This window comes from Neisseriaceae bacterium (genome assembly GCA_016864895.1).
In the GTDB taxonomy this organism is placed as follows: domain Bacteria; phylum Pseudomonadota; class Gammaproteobacteria; order Burkholderiales; family Neisseriaceae; genus QFNR01.
In genome coordinates this window covers 1,091,703-1,109,526 of record CP046107.1, presented here as the reverse complement: position 1 = coordinate 1,109,526, position 17,824 = coordinate 1,091,703, and the positions used below count along the sequence as shown (strand labels likewise).

At 34.4% G+C, this 17,824-nt stretch carries 20 protein-coding genes and 1 tRNA gene; 10 read left to right on the top strand and 11 right to left on the bottom strand.

The annotated features are described in order from the left end of the window. Positions 1-2: 2 nt before the first annotated feature. Genes GKC53_04690 through GKC53_04680 form a run of 3 tightly spaced genes read right to left on the bottom strand, consistent with a single transcriptional unit; the run spans position 3 to position 1,229 of the window. Positions 3-272 (bottom strand): HPr family phosphocarrier protein, encoded by a 270-nt coding sequence (locus GKC53_04690; GenBank protein QRN41427.1) that lies wholly within the window; start codon positions 270-272, stop codon positions 3-5. Then, positions 269-676, bottom strand: a complete 408-nt coding sequence (locus tag GKC53_04685; protein QRN41426.1) for a hypothetical protein — start codon at positions 674-676, stop codon at positions 269-271. Before GKC53_04685 ends, GKC53_04690 begins: the two co-directional genes overlap by 4 nt. 7 nt (positions 677-683) lie before the next feature. Further along, a complete protein-coding gene (locus GKC53_04680; GenBank protein QRN41425.1) occupies positions 684-1,229 on the bottom strand; it encodes a hypoxanthine-guanine phosphoribosyltransferase in 546 nt (181 codons plus the stop codon). Between the two features lie 164 nt (positions 1,230-1,393). Here GKC53_04680 and minC point away from each other — a divergent pair, with 164 nt between their 5' ends. The 4 genes from minC to GKC53_04660 all read left to right on the top strand — a co-directional run bounded on the left by minC (position 1,394) and on the right by GKC53_04660 (position 4,702). Continuing rightward, positions 1,394-2,107, top strand: a complete 714-nt coding sequence (minC, locus tag GKC53_04675; GenBank protein ID QRN41424.1) for a septum site-determining protein MinC — start codon at positions 1,394-1,396, stop codon at positions 2,105-2,107. A 25-nt stretch (positions 2,108-2,132) separates the two neighbouring features. Further along, complete coding sequence (gene minD, locus GKC53_04670; protein QRN41423.1) at positions 2,133-2,945, top strand: septum site-determining protein MinD; 813 nt, start codon at positions 2,133-2,135, stop codon at positions 2,943-2,945. 9 nt (positions 2,946-2,954) lie between these two features. After that, the gene (gene minE, locus GKC53_04665) at positions 2,955-3,242 is read left to right on the top strand and encodes a cell division topological specificity factor MinE (GenBank protein QRN41422.1); all 288 of its coding nucleotides are present in this window, start codon (positions 2,955-2,957) and stop codon (positions 3,240-3,242) included. Positions 3,243-3,781: 539 nt separating this feature from the next. Beyond that, entirely contained in the window at positions 3,782-4,702 is a 921-nt protein-coding gene (locus GKC53_04660) for a LysR family transcriptional regulator (protein ID QRN41421.1), read from the top strand. A 92-nt stretch (positions 4,703-4,794) separates the two neighbouring features. Here GKC53_04660 and ilvC read toward each other — a convergent pair whose 3' ends face one another. From ilvC to GKC53_04630, 6 genes are all read right to left on the bottom strand, one after another. Further along, on the bottom strand, positions 4,795-5,808 hold the full coding sequence (ilvC, locus tag GKC53_04655) for a ketol-acid reductoisomerase (GenBank protein QRN41837.1): 1,014 nt from the start codon (positions 5,806-5,808) through the stop codon (positions 4,795-4,797). Positions 5,809-5,827: 19 nt separating this feature from the next. After that, positions 5,828-6,319: an acetolactate synthase small subunit gene (gene ilvN / locus GKC53_04650; GenBank protein QRN41420.1), complete on the bottom strand. Its 492-nt coding sequence runs from the start codon at positions 6,317-6,319 to the stop codon at positions 5,828-5,830. After that, the gene (gene ilvB, locus GKC53_04645) at positions 6,316-8,094 is read right to left on the bottom strand and encodes a biosynthetic-type acetolactate synthase large subunit (GenBank protein ID QRN41419.1); all 1,779 of its coding nucleotides are present in this window, start codon (positions 8,092-8,094) and stop codon (positions 6,316-6,318) included. Before ilvB ends, ilvN begins: the two co-directional genes overlap by 4 nt. Positions 8,095-8,343: 249 nt before the next feature. Next, entirely contained in the window at positions 8,344-8,778 is a 435-nt protein-coding gene (locus tag GKC53_04640) for a ClpXP protease specificity-enhancing factor (protein QRN41418.1), read from the bottom strand. Positions 8,779-8,790: 12 nt separating this feature from the next. Continuing rightward, the gene (locus GKC53_04635) at positions 8,791-9,429 is read right to left on the bottom strand and encodes a stringent starvation protein A (protein ID QRN41417.1); all 639 of its coding nucleotides are present in this window, start codon (positions 9,427-9,429) and stop codon (positions 8,791-8,793) included. A gap of 100 nt (positions 9,430-9,529) precedes the next feature. Next, positions 9,530-10,276: a Nif3-like dinuclear metal center hexameric protein gene (locus GKC53_04630; GenBank protein ID QRN41416.1), complete on the bottom strand. Its 747-nt coding sequence runs from the start codon at positions 10,274-10,276 to the stop codon at positions 9,530-9,532. Between the two features lie 85 nt (positions 10,277-10,361). On the opposite strand from GKC53_04630, the gene GKC53_04625 reads away from it, so the two are divergent. Then, the gene (locus GKC53_04625; protein ID QRN41415.1) at positions 10,362-11,528 is read left to right on the top strand and encodes a glycerophosphodiester phosphodiesterase; all 1,167 of its coding nucleotides are present in this window, start codon (positions 10,362-10,364) and stop codon (positions 11,526-11,528) included. Positions 11,529-11,552: 24 nt separating this feature from the next. Beyond that, complete coding sequence (gene bioB / locus GKC53_04620) at positions 11,553-12,530, top strand: biotin synthase BioB (protein ID QRN41414.1); 978 nt, start codon at positions 11,553-11,555, stop codon at positions 12,528-12,530. Here the strand turns inward: bioB and yaaA are convergent. Then, positions 12,514-13,290 (bottom strand): peroxide stress protein YaaA, encoded by a 777-nt coding sequence (gene yaaA / locus GKC53_04615; protein ID QRN41413.1) that lies wholly within the window; start codon positions 13,288-13,290, stop codon positions 12,514-12,516. The two genes, bioB and yaaA, sit on opposite strands and share 17 nt — an antisense overlap. 56 nt (positions 13,291-13,346) lie before the next feature. Continuing rightward, positions 13,347-13,997, bottom strand: coding sequence for an OmpA family protein (locus GKC53_04610; GenBank protein ID QRN41412.1), 651 nt, complete (start codon positions 13,995-13,997; stop codon positions 13,347-13,349). Positions 13,998-14,531: 534 nt separating this feature from the next. Here GKC53_04610 and GKC53_04605 point away from each other — a divergent pair. The 4 genes from GKC53_04605 to GKC53_04590 all read left to right on the top strand — a co-directional run bounded on the left by GKC53_04605 (position 14,532) and on the right by GKC53_04590 (position 17,810). Then, positions 14,532-16,286, top strand: a complete 1,755-nt coding sequence (locus GKC53_04605; GenBank protein QRN41411.1) for a hypothetical protein — start codon at positions 14,532-14,534, stop codon at positions 16,284-16,286. Continuing rightward, complete coding sequence (locus GKC53_04600; GenBank protein QRN41410.1) at positions 16,283-16,891, top strand: lipoprotein localization factor LolB; 609 nt, start codon at positions 16,283-16,285, stop codon at positions 16,889-16,891. The genes GKC53_04605 and GKC53_04600 overlap by 4 nt, the downstream gene beginning before the upstream one ends. Next, positions 16,888-17,727 (top strand): 4-(cytidine 5'-diphospho)-2-C-methyl-D-erythritol kinase, encoded by an 840-nt coding sequence (ispE, locus tag GKC53_04595; GenBank protein ID QRN41409.1) that lies wholly within the window; start codon positions 16,888-16,890, stop codon positions 17,725-17,727. Before GKC53_04600 ends, ispE begins: the two co-directional genes overlap by 4 nt. A 7-nt stretch (positions 17,728-17,734) precedes the next feature. Continuing rightward, positions 17,735-17,810, top strand: a tRNA-Gln gene (locus tag GKC53_04590). Positions 17,811-17,824: the final 14 nt, after the last annotated feature.

The following is a 17,824-nucleotide window of genomic DNA, read 5'->3' as shown; positions in this document are numbered from 1 at the left end:
ATCTATTCTCCTTCGCCAAAACAATCTTGAATCAAATCAGTCAATGTGAATAATGCTTCCTTTTCATCTATACCCTCAATTTCTAAAGTAATACTTGAACCTTGATTAACTGCCAGCATCATCAAACCTAAAATACTTTTTCCATTGATGGTATTCCCCTTAAATGTCACATTAACATCAGATTGGAAACGACTTGCCGTCTGCACGAATAAACTTGACGCCCTTGCATGCAACCCCAACTTATTGATGATTTTTATATCTTTCCTAATCATGTTGGACTCTTATTTAAACTATAAGTAATGATACCTTTTTTTGCTGTTTTCACTACCTCTTGAGCAAATTCAGCTACATCATCATATTTATTAGCATCCTGTACTGCCTTAACGAGCATACAAATATTAATTCCTGCAATAACACTAATCGATCTTGATGCTTCGATATAATTCAAAACATTACACGGTGTCGCACCGAATATATCAGTTAATATTAGTATCGGTTGATCTTCAGGTATCCTCTCTATCACCTGTTGTATTTTAGGGAGTAAACTATCTTGGGTATCCAATGTATTACTGCCAATAACAAAAGTCTCAGGAACACTGTCTCCAAAGAAATGCTTCATTATCTGTCGATAAGAATCACCTAAAGAAAAATGTGTAACAATCAATATAGAGATCATTTTTATCTTATTCCTTTAAAGCGTATATCGCTGGCAAGTTTCTCCAATAACCCTTTACATCCATACCGTATCCAAATACATAGCGATTAGGCACATTAAGCCCTACAAAATCAGCTTGTATAAGCTTTTGAATTGCAAGATCTTTTTGTGCAAAAACAGCTGTATAGCACTTTTTCGCACCTAATTCCAGTACTCTGGATTTTGCTTCAAACAACGTATGTCCTTCATCTAAAATATCATCTAATATTAAGACTGTACGTTGTTGAATAACTTCCTCCCCCGGACATTTAAACCATTTAAACTGTCCACCTGATAGTTCTTTTTGATAACGTGTGACATGAATATAATCAAACTCCAAAGGAAAAAAAAGTAAAGGCAGTAACCTACCTGTAAATACAACAGCACCCCCCATAATGCAAAGTACTAAAGGAAAACTATTGTGAAGCACATGGCTAATCTCATCCGCTATCTGGACTAACTTTTCTTGACAATATATTTCATCATAAATTAGATCCGCATTTTGTAAAATTAAAGATCCCTGTTCTGCATCCATTAATAAATACTTTCTAGTAAAGACAAATTAACCATAACTATTTTACTAGAATTTTAAAATACTTTCTTGTTTACTTAATTTTAATAGAATTATTTGAATTTTATTCACCAAATAGTTAAACTTAGTCTAAAATTAGACATAACATACACAATACTAAATAAATAATGAATAGTTTTGAAATTAAATCTACTAGGTTAAATGGTTTATCTTTCCTTTTAAAATCGCTAGATATTGACAAAATTCAAACAGAATTAAATGCACAACTAAATAAATCGGAAGGGTTAAATACTTTTCCTTTTATTCTAGATTTATCCCTACTACATGGATGTCAATTAAATCAGATCAAAGAGGTAATTTATTTGTTTCAAAGACTGCATTTTAAAGTAATTGCCCTACAACATTATGACGAACAATTTTCACAAATTGCCTCTGAACTCAACTTATTTTTCCAACTAGGCATTAAAACAAATCAATATACTGGCAACAATACTAACCACAACCCACATGAAAATATACCTTATAAAAAAAATAAAAATACTTTTTCTCAGACTGTTATAATAGATCGTCCCATTAGGTCTGGACAACAAGTATATGCTGAAAATAGTGACTTGGTTGTTACTTCACTAGTGAGCGAAGGTGCTGAAATTGTTGCAGATGGAAATATTCATGCCTATGCTCCAGTAAGAGGTAGGGTTTTTGCGGGTGCCTCTGGCGACCTGAATGCTCAAATTTTCATATTGTCTATGCAGGCACAACTTGTTTGTATTGCAGGCATCTACCGAATATTTGATCAAAAGCTACCAAATACCTTGTATAAGCAAAACGTAAAAATTTTTTTGCAAGAAAATAAGTTATCAATTACAGCAATTCATCCATAAAACTTAAAATAGAAGGAAGAAAAAAGTGGCAAAAATTATTGTAGTAACTTCAGGTAAAGGCGGTGTAGGAAAAACCACAACCAGTGCTAGTATTGCTGCTGGTTTGGCATTGGAAGGATTTAAAACTGCGGTCATTGACTTTGATGTTGGTTTGCGTAATTTGGATCTCATCATGGGATGTGAACGCCGTGTAGTTTATGACTTAATTAACGTAGTTAATGGCGAGGCGTCACTTAATCAAGCCCTTATCAAAGATAAACATTCAGAAAATCTATATATTTTACCTGCCTCCCAAACAAAAGATAAAGACTCATTACATACCAAAGGTGTGGAAAAAATATTAAAAGAATTGAGTGATAACCTAAATTTTGATTATATTATTTGCGATTCACCAGCGGGTATCGAAACAGGTGCTTTGATTGCACTCTATTTTGCTGATGAAGCCATCATTACAACCAATCCTGAAGTTTCTAGCGTTAGAGACTCAGATAGAATTTTAGGTATTTTACAAAGTAAGAGTAGGAAAGCAGAGCAAGGAGAATCGGTGAAAGAACATCTTTTGATAACACGTTATTCGCCAGAACGTGTTGAAAATGGTGACATGCTTTCCATTAAAGACATTGAAGAAATATTATGTATTCCTTTAATTGGCGTTATTCCCGAATCAAAAGATGTATTACAAGCCTCTAACTCAGGTACTCCGGCCGTTTATCTGGATCAAAGTAATGTTGCAGAAGCTTATAAAGATGTAGTTGCAAGATTATTGGGTAAAAATAAACCGATGCGCTTTACCGAAGTAACTAAAAAAGGGTTTATTAAACGTTTGTTTAGAGGTTAGGGAGAGTTTATGTCTATATTCAATTTTTTATTCGGCAAAAAAGAAAATTCTGCCAATATCGCCAAAGATCGTTTACAAATCATTATTGCTCAAGAAAGGGGCAAGTCACAAGCACCTGATTATCTTCCTATGTTGCAAAAAGAGTTAATGGAAGTATTGGCAAAATATGTGCAAATTTCCTCTGACGATATTAAAATTAATCACGATACCAAAGATGGAATTGATGTATTGGAACTGAATATTATCCTTCCCGATGATAAAGAAAAACCAGCTTCAGATAGGACAGATAGATTATAGTGCCAATACTTTAGCTCATTAAAATGGGGGAATATAATTGTATCTATCAGAACGTAGATAAGAAACTTATATTCCTCTCAGGGTATCTCTCATTTTACCATTTTCTAAATGGAATCATGGTGTCCTTGACACAACAAACTTTATCTATGGATGTGTTATCAACGAATATTGCACTGATGTCTGGTTAGGGTTCTTTGTACTTCAACAAAAATGGATTTCTTTTTTGCTTAAAATATAACATAGATAGAATATATGACAACTGACTATCTCAACATATGACTTAAAACAACGATAAATCAATAAATATATAATCTGTTGTTTGAATCTATGTCTTGCAAATTTGTATGTTCAATATGGATTGTTTTATCAAACCTAGGATAGGTGTCACTGATTCTTGATAGAAAATTGCTACTTGATAGATGTATTTCTTACTTTATTATCTAACCTCATCAAAGAGGCAAAATTCCGATTGCTTTTATTGATAATAAAAAAAATTCATAATATGATTAATTTAATTAAACCCCCATATAAAATAGCCTATGACTTTAACTGATTTAAAATACCTTATTGCAGTGTCTCAGGAAAAACATTTCGGGAAAGCCGCGCAAAAATGCTTTGTCAGCCAACCCACCTTGTCCATCTGTATCAAAAAATTAGAGGATGAATTAGACGTTAAAATTTTTGATCGAAGCTCTAGTGAAATTATCACGACACCCATAGGTGAAAAAATCATTGAACAAGCTAAAAAAGTCATTGAAGAATCTGACAAAATTAAAATGATTGTCAGCGAAAAACAAGATGAGTTATCTGGCGAATTTAAACTAGGAATTATTTTTACAATTGCCCCCTATATTTTACCTAAGATGATCACTAGCCTGATCCAACTTGCACCAAAAATGCCACTCATGTTAGAAGAAAATTACACATCACACTTACTTGAAATGCTAAAAAATGGTGAATTAGACGCCATGATAGCCGCTGAACCAATAGATGAGGCCGGCATTGAAACTATTCCTTTGTATGAGGAGCCTTTCTTTGTCATTGTCCCTAAGGGACATCCGTTCGAGGAGTACGATCAAATCAATACTAAACAGTTAACCAGTGAGAAAATATTATTGCTAACTGAAGGCGACAGTCTGAGAAATAACATCTTAAATGGCTGTAAAGAGTTGGTCTCCCAACAACGGATTAAAGGGTTAACCAACTCTTTACAGGGTAATTCTATCACAACAGTACGCTACATGGTTGCGAGTGGTTTAGCCATTAGTATTCTTCCCTCTACCGCCTTATACGAAAACGATCATACTATATTTAGTATTATTCCTTTCGAAACCCCCGTACCCAAAAGAAAGGTTATTTTATGCTACCGCAAAAATTTCTTCATGACCAAAGCCATAAATACAATCAGAGAAGCTGTTTTCGCATCCAACCTTACTGGGGTTCAATTTGTTGGACGTTGACACCATGACAACCCTAAACGGATAACCCCCCTTACAACTATGGTGAAACTGATGAAATACCTAACAGATGATTTTTATTATTTATTCAACAGTTAGTTTTTTTCTGTATCCACTAATTTATTTTTAGAAATCCAAGGCATCATAGAACGTAACTGTTTTCCAACCACTTCAACTGGATGCGCTTGATTTAGCCTTCTTCTTGCCGTCATAGACGGATAATTCATCCTACCTTCTGTGATGAAATTTTTTGCATAATCACCATTTTGAATACGTGTTAACGCTTTCTTCATGGCTTGTTTAGATTGATCATTGATCACCTCAGGCCCTGTCACATATTCACCAAACTCTGCATTATTAGAAATAGAATAATTCATATTCGCAATACCGCCTTCATAGATTAAATCTACAATCAATTTCATTTCATGCAAACATTCAAAATAAGCCATCTCTGGGGCATAACCAGCTTCAACCAAAGTCTCAAATCCAGCCTTAATTAATTCAACACATCCACCACATAATACAGCTTGCTCGCCAAATAAATCGGTTTCAGTTTCCTCTCTAAATGTTGTTTCAATCACACCACCTTTCGTACCACCATTGGCTGCGGCATAAGATAAGGCAACTTCTTTAGCTTTTTTTGATCGATCTTGATACACTGCGATTAAGCTAGGTACCCCACCCCCCTTAATAAATTCACTCCTTACTGTGTGTCCCGGGCCTTTGGGTGCAATCATGATCACATCTAAATCTTCACGAGGTACAATTTGATTATAATGAATACAAAATCCATGAGCAAAGGCAATCGTCGTTGCTTGTCTTAAATTAGGTTCAATTTCGCTCTTATATACCGCTGGCTGATCTTCATCTGGTAATAAAATCATCACCACATCCGCCTCTTTGGTTGCATCCGCTACAGATTTAACTTGGTGCCCTGCTTTTTCAGCTTTGTTCCAAGAGTTTCCCTTCCTTGCGCCCACAATAACATTTACCCCAGTGTCTTTTAAGTTAGCAGCATGTGCATGTCCTTGAGAGCCATAACCAATTATGGCAACTGTCTTACCTTTAATTAGGGATAAATCAGCATCTTTATCGTAATAAACTTTCATCATAACATCCTATTATTAATTAAACTTTCATAGTTCTTTCACCACAACCAAGACCTACAGCCCCTGTTCGAACTATTTCTAAAATATTTGTTTTACTTATTAAGTCAATAAAAGAATCAATTTTATCACTACTACCCGTGATTTCTGCTGTTAAAGTCCTCTCTGTCACATCAACCGTATTACCCCGATAAATCTGAATAAGCTCCAAAAACTCTCTACGATCCTTTGCCGTAGCTCTAATTTTGATCAAAATCAACTCCCGCTCAGTAAATTTACCTTGATTTAAATCACAAACCTTAACCACTTCGATTAGTTTGTTTAATTGTTTTAAAATTTGCTCTAGCATTCTTTCATCACCCTGAGTGGTCAGAGTTAACCGAGACAATGTTTTATCATCCGTCACATTCACTGATAAAGAATCAATATTGTATCCCCTAGCAGAAAACAAGCCCACCACTCGACTAAGTGCCCCTGATTCATTTTCCATTAAAACCGAAATGACGTGTCTCACGGCACGCTCCTTGTATCATAATTTCTATCCTTGACATCGAATATATCTGAATCTTTTTCTGATTCTCTCATATGGAGAGGCAATAACATCTCGTCTAACCCCTTGCCATTTCCCACCATAGGATACACATTTTGTTCTTTACTAGTAACAAAATCCATAAAGACTAGACGACCTTTAAGTTTAATGGCCTCTTGCAACGCAGGTTCTACATCCTTTTTGGCTTCAATGCGCATACCAATGTGTCCGTAGGCCTCTGCCAACTTGACAAAATCAGGCAATGAGTCCATATAAGTATGAGAATAACGATTATCATAATAAAATTCTTGCCATTGTCTTACCATACCCAGAAAGTGATTATTCAAGTTAATTATTTTTATCGGTAAATTATATTGATAACAAGTTGATAATTCTTGTATATTCATCTGAATAGAACCATCCCCAGTGACACAAAATACATCTTCTTTTGGTAACGCAAATTTAACCCCCATCGCATAGGGTAGTCCTACCCCCATTGTGCCAAGACCTCCTGAATTCACCCATTGTCTAGTACGCTCGAACGGATAGTATTGAGCAACAAACATTTGGTGTTGCCCCACGTCAGAAGTAATAATTGCACTATTATTAGTTAATTTAGCTAATGTTTCAATTACATACTGGGGTTTTACTGAATCTGTGCTATTGTCATAATAAAAACAATCCCTAGCTCGCCAACTTTCTATTAACGCCCACCACTTTTGCAAATTGACAACATTCAACGTCAATTTTTTTGCCTGCCATATCTCTAATAAATCAGTGAGTACCTGTTTAGCACCACCAACAATAGGAACATCTACTGGTACTCTTTTAGAAATAGATGAGGGATCTATGTCAATATGAATAATTTTCTTTTTGGCTTCCAAATATTTTTCTGGCACAGAAACGACCCGATCATCAAATCTTGCACCAATTGCCAACACCACATCTGCACTTTGCATAGCCAAGTTAGCTTCATAACTACCATGCATGCCCACCATACCGATAAATTGATAATGTGAAGAAGGATAGGCACCCAATCCCATTAAGGTACTGATACAAGGCACCCCCAATAATTGAACTAATTTTATAACCTCTTGATCGGCATTCCCTAAAATAACGCCACCACCATAATAAATAATAGGCCGTTTAGCAGAGGCCAACAATTGAGCTGCCTTCTTGATCTGTCCTTTATGACCTGTAGTAACTGGCTGATATGAACGAATAAAAGGCTCTTCCTGTAAATAACAAAATTTACTTAACTCCTGTGTTGCATCTTTAGCAACATCGATGACAACTGAACCCGGTCTTCCAGTGCGCGCAATATGAAATGCTTTCTTAATAACACCTGTTAGCTCAGATGCCTTAGTCACTAAAAAATTATGTTTAACACAAGGACGAGTGATCCCGATCATATCGACTTCTTGAAAAGCATCTGAACCAATAGCAGAGGTAGATACCTGTCCAGAAATAACAACAATCGGTACTGAATCACTATTCGCAGTTGCAATACCAGTAATCGCATTTGTAGCACCAGGACCTGAAGTAACTAAAGCAACACCAACTTTTCCAGAAACTCGAGCGTAAGCATCAGCCATATGTACTGCAGCCTGCTCGTGTCTTGCCAGAACATGTTGAAAAGCATTCAATTGAAAGATAGCATCATAGATTTCAAGAACGGCACCACCAGGATAGCCAAAAACGTGCGTCACACCTTCAGATTTAAGACTTTGCACAATAATATGTGCACCAGAAACCTGCATACTCACCTCTTTTTTATATTTTTAAATTGAGATTAAATGGCTGCCCTCATCGACAACGCTTTATCGGCTACTTAAACTGATGACGATTTCTGGTACGTGACAGTTAAAAGTAATCAAATTGGCAATCATCCAAATACTTCAGTTTAAATCTTGGGAAAAATAAAAAAATAAAACCATATTCGATTTTTCAGTCTATTCTATTTTAGGTACTTTTTCAAGACGTAGATAAGAAAACGAGAAGGAAAATGACTAGTCCTTGTCTTTTTTCTTCACTATTTTAAAACAAACTTTTGCTTCTTTGACTCCAGCTTGAGCTTTTTCTAAAGAATTTTCTTTTAATACTTCTGTCTTCTCAACGGGCGCACTATGTTTATCTATGGGAAAAGTTAATATTAAATCCGTGTTCTCCCGTGCATAAATCGCTAAAACATGACCCATAGGAATGACAACTTCACTCATTTTGCCAGAAAACCTTGCTGTAAAGTGTATAACATGATTCTTAATTTCAATATCAGGACAAGCTAACATTCCGATATTCAAAGTGATCGCATTATCAGTAACAAACTCTAATGGCACCTGAGTAAACTCATTGACAAACACGTGAATATAGGGCGTGAAATTTTTATCCGCTATATACTCATAAAAAGAACGAATCAGATATGGCTTAAAATCGTTAGGTAACATATCTACTCATCCCTATTTTCTCATCGCCTTCTCAGCTGGTGTCAATGCCTCAATAAAGGACTCTTTTTGGAAAATTCTCTCTCTGTATTTTAAAATAGCAGTACACGATTCACCTAAAGTAATATCATAGTGATTTAGACGCCATAACAATGGTGCAAGAGCAATATCTAATAAAGAGAAATCATCTCCTAATATATACTTATTTTTGGCAAACATTGGTGATAACAGAGTCAACGCTTCTGCAATATTCTGTCTTGCTAGATCTTGCTCTTTTCTCCTACTATTGTCTTTCTTTTTTCCTTCTCCTGATTCTAAATTGATAGATTCTAAAATTTGCACCTGAGAAAAAAGCTCCCTTTCCAACCGGTACATAAATAACCTTCCTTTACCACGAGTAATCGGATCTGCAGGCATCAACTGAGGATGAGGAAAACGCTCATCGATATACTCATTAATAATATTAGACTCGTGTAATGTTAAATCACGCTCAACCAGAACTGGTACTTGATTATAAGGGTTCATTAGCACAAGATCTTCTGGTTTATTAAAGATATCTACATCTTTAATCTCAAAATCCATTCCTTTTTCGTAAAGAACAATACGACACCTTTGACTAAAAGGACAGGTAATACCGGAATATAAAATCATCATAGAAATTATCCAATCTAAGAAAGCACAAAGTAACGGAAAATTGTATCAGATATAATACTTTTTTGCCATATATTTGGTTATATATATTTGTTTCAATTAATTAAATTGGATTTTCTTCATCGAAATAGATAACTTCTAAATTAAATTTTCTGTGAATATGTGCACCAAGAGCCCAAATACCATAACGTTCTGTGGCATGATGACCCGCTGACACAAAGGCAACATCTGTTTCGTTGGCAAAATGATATTGAGCTTCAGATACCTCTCCAGTCACAAATACATCGACTCCCTGAGCAATTGCCTCTAAAAAGAAATTTTGCCCACCCCCTGTACACCACGCAATCTTTTTAATTTCTTTATTTGGCTGTCCAATAACTAAGGGCTTTCTTTTTAACACCCTTTCCAGTTGCATCTCTAGATTACGCAAAGACATCCTATTATTTAATTCTCCTACACATAATAATCCTTGCTCTCCTGTTATTTTTTCACATTTCCATTGCATCTTTTCCGCTAGCTGTGCATTATTACCCAACTCGGGATGTGCATCTAAAGGGAGGTGATAAGCCACTAAATTCAAATCGAATTCTAATATTTTTTTTAATCTTTTTCTTTTCCAACCAATAACAATATCAGCTTCATTTTTCCAAAATATCCCATGATGAACCAACAACATATCTGCATTATGTTTAGTTGCAAAATCAATCGCACGTAAACTCGCTGTGACAGCGGTTACAATCTTAATAACATTCTCTTTTCCTTCCACTTGAAGTCCCAATGGACAATAGTCATAAAATAGGTCTATACTCAGTAATTGATTCAAATAGCTCAGTAATTTCTCGCGTTGCATCTCCTGTCTTTCACTTTCGATTAATCGTTACAATCTTGATATGATCATATGTTATCATTTAAAATGATTCTCAATAAACAACAAGATGAAAGCTATGTGTAAAAAAATTTTTATTTCCGTGATACTTATACTATCTCAATTTATTATGTCAGCTCAGGTAGATCTCGACAAGACAATCAAAACTGTCACTATACAACGAGATGAAGTACGATCTTATGTTCCCCAAAATATTGTTATTGCACACAGAGGCACTACATATTGGGCACCTGAGGAAACAGAAGCCGCTTATCGATGGGCTAGAAATATAGGTGCAGATTACTTGGAAGCTGATTTACAATTAAGTAAAGATGGTATCATTTTAACCTTGCATGATAATAACTTAACTAGAACAACAGACATACAAACGATATACCCCTCTAGAATGAAAGACCCAATAAATACCTTTACATATCAAGAGTTATTAAAATTAGATGCAGGTTCTTGGTTTAACCAAGCCAATCCTTCTCGAGCTAGAGAAAAATTTAAAGGTCTAGAAATCTTAACACTGCAAGATGTCATTAAAATAGCCGAAGGCTACAAAATAAAAAGAGATGAAAATAATCGCAGAGTTATCAGAGAAGATGGTACTTTTGTTTACGTTAAAGATGAAAAAGATAATGGCCATCGTCCTGGTATCTATATAGAACTCAAAGAGCCTGAGTTGAACCAAGGGATTGAGGAAAAACTTGAGCAAGAATTAACTAAATTAAATTGGAATATCTTAAAAAAACCAGAAAATACTCAACACTTTTATATTAACGGAAAAGTCAATATTGGTCATACCAATGGAAAAGTTATATTACAAACTTTCTCTGAAGAAAGTCTAATTAATATTCAAAAAATATTCCAAAATAAAATTCCCACTACTCTTTTGATAGAATGGCATGATGGACAATTTGAAAATAACCAACCTAGTCATTCATTACAAAATAAGGTTGCTTTTGCTAATAGATATCAAGCTACTTTTTTAGGCCCTTCTATTAGGACAAAAAATCAATATTTTTCTGATTGGATACATGCACAAAAACTAGGTATGCATTCTTATTCATTCGATACCTTAAAACAGATGCAGCAATGGAAAAACTTAGTAGATGGGATGTTTACCAACCGTGCCGATCTAAGTATTGAGTTTTATATTAAAAATAAATTAAGGTCTCAAAAATTATTAACTACAACGAATAGCAAAAAACTACTAGATGATTTGGGCTATTAAACAATTTGACCTTGGGAGTGCCTTATGAAATTAGCAAAAAAAGACCAGAAAACTCAATATTGGACAAAATGTCAGGTTAAAGATCTGTACACTCTGCCTTTCATGGATCTGGTTTATAAAGCTGCTAGTGTACACAGAGATAATTTCGATCCGAATGAAATACAGGTCTCAAGCTTGTTATCTATTAAAACCGGAGGATGCCCAGAAAATTGTGCTTATTGCTCTCAATCAGCACACTATAAAACAGGTATTAACAAAGAAGGATTAATGCCATTAGATGAAATATTAGAAAGAGCTAAAATTGCAAAATCCAGAGGAGCATCCCGATTTTGCCTCGCTACAGCATGGAGAGGACCAAGACCAAGAGATATCGATTACTTGACTAATGTTATTCAAGAAGTTAAAAAAATAGGTTTAGATACTTGTGCCTCTTTTGGTCTATTAGAAGAAGGAATGGCCAGTTCTTTTAAGGAAGCAGGACTAGACTATTACAATCATAATCTAGATACTACGCCAGAAAACTATCAAAATATTATACAAACTAGAACTTATGAAGATAGAATTAATACTATTCAACACGTACAAAATGCTGGCTTAAAATTATGCTGTGGCGGAATTATAGGGATCAATGAGAGCAAAGATGACAGAGCATCATTCATTGCCAATCTTGCCAATCTAGAACCCCAACCAGAAAGCGTCCCTATTAACCAACTAGTAAAAATACACAACACCCCACTAGAAAACGCTGAAGAGTTAGATTGGACTGATTTTGTACGAACAATTGCCATTGCTAGGATTACCATGCCTCAAAGCTATATCCGTCTTTCCGCTGGTAGAAACATGCTCAATGAAGCAACACAAGGACTATGTTTCCTAGCAGGTGCAAATTCTATATTTTTTGGCGATAAATTACTCACTACGGAAAATAACAAAGAATCTTCCGACTTACAACTTATGCAAAAATTAAATCTATCACCTCAAAAGCCTAGTTTGTCTGAATAAAAATCCATTCATTAGTATTGGATAAGTCAGGTCGATAAATATAATTTTCTAAATTAAATGTTTTTAAATCCTCGATGTTAGTCAACTGTCGCTCTGCAGCATAACGAACCATCAGACCACGGGCATACTTAGCCAAGACGCCTACAATCTGATACTGCCCATTTTTAGGATTAATTCTTTTAAAAACTGGCGTTATCACTGGATAAGGTATTTTTTTAAAATCTACCGCTTTTGCGTACTCTTGAGAGGCCAAATTAATTAAGCACATTTTTTCCGTATTTATATCATCTTGTATTTTTTGAATAATATATTCATGGAGTAATCCATTCCAAAACTCATAAAGATTATCAGTACTTGTTGTTGATAAAGATGTTCCCATTTCTAAACGATAAGGTGAAATTCCATCCCTAGGTTTTAAAACACCATACAATCCAGATAATATAAGCAATTGATTTTCAAGATATTTCCTTGATAATTGGTTTAAACTTGAATAGTCTAAACCACGATACACATCTCCAGCAAATAACTCTATGGCAGGATAGATTGGAGCAGACCCATTCAAAATATCTTGATATCTTTGCTTATTTTTCCATGCTAATGCATCAGAAATTTTCATCAAAGAAGCTATTTTCTGCGGGGAGCAAACATTAAGATACTGCAATAATTCTCTGGTTTTTCTCTCGAAAACAGGTAATGTTAAATCAGAAAATTTGATTTGAGATTCTTGCATTTTTTTTGCAGGAGAAAGTATAAAAATCATAATCACCCTAAAAAAAAAAGGTTCCGGAACCGGAACCTTCCTCAATATAAAAATAATTATTTAGTTGGTTGCTCCACTTCAATTCTCTTAGTGGCACGAATCTTGATATCAACTCTACGGTCTGGCTCAATACAATCAATTTGAGCTGAACGTCTTTTAGCTGCATTCTTAATACCAGCTACCTGACTTTTACATTGTTCAGTCATACGAGCTTGACTTTCACCATAACCAACTGCAGAAATAATCTCAGTAGGAACACCTTGGCTGATTAAGTAATCTCTTACAGAATTAGCACGACGATCAGAAAGGGCTTGATTGTAACTTTCTTTCCCCATAAAGTCAGTGTGGCCTTCAATCACCACAGACTCAACTTGAGTACCTTGTTCAGTAATCTTAGCAGCTGTATCATTCAATGTTTGAATTGCTTCTGGACGTAATGTAGATTTGTCAAAACCAAATAAAAAGTTACTGCTTAAACTAATTACTGAATCCTCAAACTGCGGTACAGCAACAACCTCACCACCACATTCAGGTACCTTAGTCTCTAAAAATGAATTTTGCCAACATTCGTCATACCTATTTTTAACAATTTTACCATCAGTCAAACTTGTTTCAGTATAACCAGGATAGTTATGCTGAGCAGCAAACATACTGTTAGAAGCAAATAACGCAAGTAATACTGCGGTTAATTTTAGCTGTTCGGTCATTATTATTTCCTCTATAAAAAATTATGCAACACTTAATTAAACACTATAATTAAACACTATTTATTGTCTGATCAAGCCTAAAATTAAAACATCACATGTTGAACTCTTAGATAACACACGCGATACACGTAAATCCATGCACTTACTATAATCACAGGCCCAAATTCTGTCAAGACATACAAGCCTGATAAATCCACATATCTCAAGCTAGATAAGCAATTGTCCCGCGCAATTATATCCCATTATGAAAAATAACACAATAAACAATCTAAATTAATTCAATCAGTTATCTCAACCAATTCAATCAGTTATCTCAAATTTAAAAAAATTATTTTAAAAAAATTTAAAAATCAAGTAGTTAATATTTCCATCACTATTTATTGAAGAATATATTTTCCCATGACGACATAAAAAACGATTAGAATTGTACAAAAGTAATTATTGGTCTATATTATTGACTAGTTCAACAACACCAGTTTTTTCGTTGTTTCAGTACAACAACCATATCCAATAAACAAATTTTTAGGATTTGTGATGAAATTATCTAATATATACTTACGCTTATGCCCCATAATAACAAGCTGGCTGCTTGTTACTTCCCCACATTTTGTTCACGCTAATGAACAAACCATTAGAAACAAAGCCTCCTATTTGTTCATGGCTCTTAGTGCTGAGATTTTACTGACAAAAGGATATGGTGATATCGCATTAAATACCTACTATAAGCTATTACAACAGACTCAAGATATAAAAATCGCAGAGCGTGCAACTGAAATAGCTTTGGCAAATACGAACCCAGAAATGTCTAAACAAATTCAATCCTTGTGGCTTAAATACCATAAGCAACCTTCAACCCGCTTGAAGAATTTATTTTGGGAACAAGCTGTTCTTGAAAAAAACTATCCCTATATATTCAATAATCTTGAAAATAGATTATTATTATCAGAAACATTACCAGAAAAGAGTTTTATATTTAATACACTAATCTCTCTCATTTTACAAGATATATCTCTATCTAAATATGCAAAACAAGTAAATTTAATTGCTAAACAATATCCTGAGAATGTAGATGCAGTCGTTACTAACCTAGTATACGCCTCAGCTAACAAGGATTACCCAACCACTCAAAAAGCCATAGCTCAGATACATTTTTTGTCTCCACAACCTAATCAAAGAATTATTACCCTATTACGTTTCTTAAATAATATTGACCCAACATACCTCAATGATTTTTTTAAAAAACTATCGAATGAAAAATACCAAAAAGAATGGATTTCTATCTACATTGATCAATTTCTGATTCAAAAACAATATGATGAAGCATTTAAAATAATTGAAAAGGCCTTAACCATATTTCCTAGTACACCACTATACACACAAGCAGGTTATGTTTCAGCATTAAAGAATAAACCCCAAAACATATATAATCATTACTTTACTCAAGCCTATCAATTAGCAAATAAACAACAGAAAGATTATGTTGCGACCTTTGCTGCTGCTGGTGCTTTAAGCAATGAGAACATTGGGTTATGTATATCATGGCTTGATAAAATACAGAATTCTGAATATGTGTATGATAAATTAATCATGCAGGGATTCATCGCCTATCACCAAGAAAAACAAAAATTATTAAAAGAAATATTAAATAAAGTGGAAAAATTACCTCAACTATCTGGTATAGTGTACCAATATGAGCAATATGCTAGACTGAAGTTAGGTCAAATTACTCAAACTGAAAAAGGTCAAAAAGCATTAAAGGAAATACTTACTTTAGAAAACTCAATTCAACATAATGCTCCAGAATTGATTGATATAAAAATGGGAATATTGCTATATAAAGGTGATATTTATTTTTCTCAAAGAAATTATATTCAAGCAGAAAAGGCCTACAGATCTGCGGTAGAAATGTATCCCAATGCCTTTAATCTAAATGCTCTGGGTTACACTCTCCTAGAATTTGATAACCAAGAAAAAAATAGACAAGCACTCCCTATTCTTCAGCAAGCTTATCTACTGGATGCTAAGGCTCCTGAGATCATGGATAGTTTGGGCTGGGCTTATGTGTTGAATGGTTATGTCAATAAAGGATTACCATTGTTACAAAAAGCTTATACAGCTACTCAATCCAGTGAATCAGGCTCTCACTTAGCTCATGCCTTATGGATTAGTGGTCATAAAAGACAAGCATTAGAAATCATTCACTCAGAACTTAAAAAAAATCCCTCAGATCCCCATATGCAAAAAATTATTAAAATCAACCAAATTCCCCGAAAAGAAATTACCTTATGAATCAAATAAAATATCCTTTTTTATTATTACTATTAATCATTAGTCTTATTTCGAGCTGCACTTCTATACCTAATAAAAATATTGTGTGGCAATCCTATCACGATCAAAAGATAGATTTTAAGGCCTTTGGTCGTTTATCAATAAAAATTGATCACCGTGGTTCACATGGCAACTTCGATTGGAACAATCAACACTCCAGAAGTTTTAGTATTATTGATATTAATACTCCTATTGGCAATACTATTGGTCAACTTTGTAAAGATTTTATTGGCGTAATCGCTGAAAATAATAAAGGGGAAATTTTCACAGGAAATAATGCATCTGAGTTAAGTGAAAAACTTCTTGGTTTTCAAGTCCCCATTGATTATCTCGACCTCTGGATTAACGGCTATGCATCAACCCAATCTCCTTATAATACATCAGGCAATAAACTTTACCAAAACAATTGGACTATCGAAAGGATACTAGACAAAAATCAAAAACCAAAAACAATACTACTACAAGGCAATGGATTAAGTATAACCCTCTTTTTTGATCAATTCTCTAAATCTGATAACTTACAACACAAAAACCAAGATTTAATCTGCCCGAATAGAAACCTATGAGCTATTATTTATCACCCGCTAAAATAAACTTGTACTTACATATCAAAGGTAGACGTAGTGATGGTTATCATCTAATAGAATCAATTTTCTCACTCATTAATTTATTTGATGTATTAGAAATTAAAACCACCTTTAACAATGAAATTAATCTGATCTCATCCAATCAAGAAATCGCTACTCAGGATAATCTGATTCTCAAGGCGGCTCATATGTTGAAAAATAAAACTGGTAGTAAATATGGTGCTAATATCACTTTAAATAAGAATATTCCTATTGGTGCTGGATTAGGTGGTGGTAGTTCTAATGCTGCTACTACTTTAGTGGCACTTAATTATTTATGGCAAACTCATCTATCAATATCTGAACTAAGAGAAATAGGTCTTGAACTAGGTGCAGACATTCCTTTTTTTATTTTAGGAGAGAATGCCTTAGTCTCAGGCATTGGAGAGATTTTGACCCCTATTAAACTGGCCAAATCATACTATGTTATTGTATTTCCCAATATATCTATATCCACGAAAAAAATTTTTCAGGCATTGGCCTTGACACAAAACAAAAGTACTGGGATAATCAGCCGTCTGTGTGACGGAACAAAAAATGACTTACAAACGACTGCTTTTCGTTTATACCCAGAAATGGAAATTGTTAGTCAGTTGCTAGCACCTTTTGGAAATCCAGTTATGACGGGCTCTGGTTCTGCAATGTTTATTGCAGCTCAGAATAAAGAACAGGCTCTTTTAATAAAAAAACAGTTGCCGGGGGATTTTAAGGTTTATTGTGTTGAATCTTTGGCTCAACACCCATTAAATGGTCTAAAAAAACCCATGGGGATTTAAATACAAATGGGGAGTCGTCAAGTGGTTAAGACACTGGGTTTTGATCCCAGTATGCGGAGGTTCGAATCCTCCCTCCTCAGCCACAATACGAGCGTAT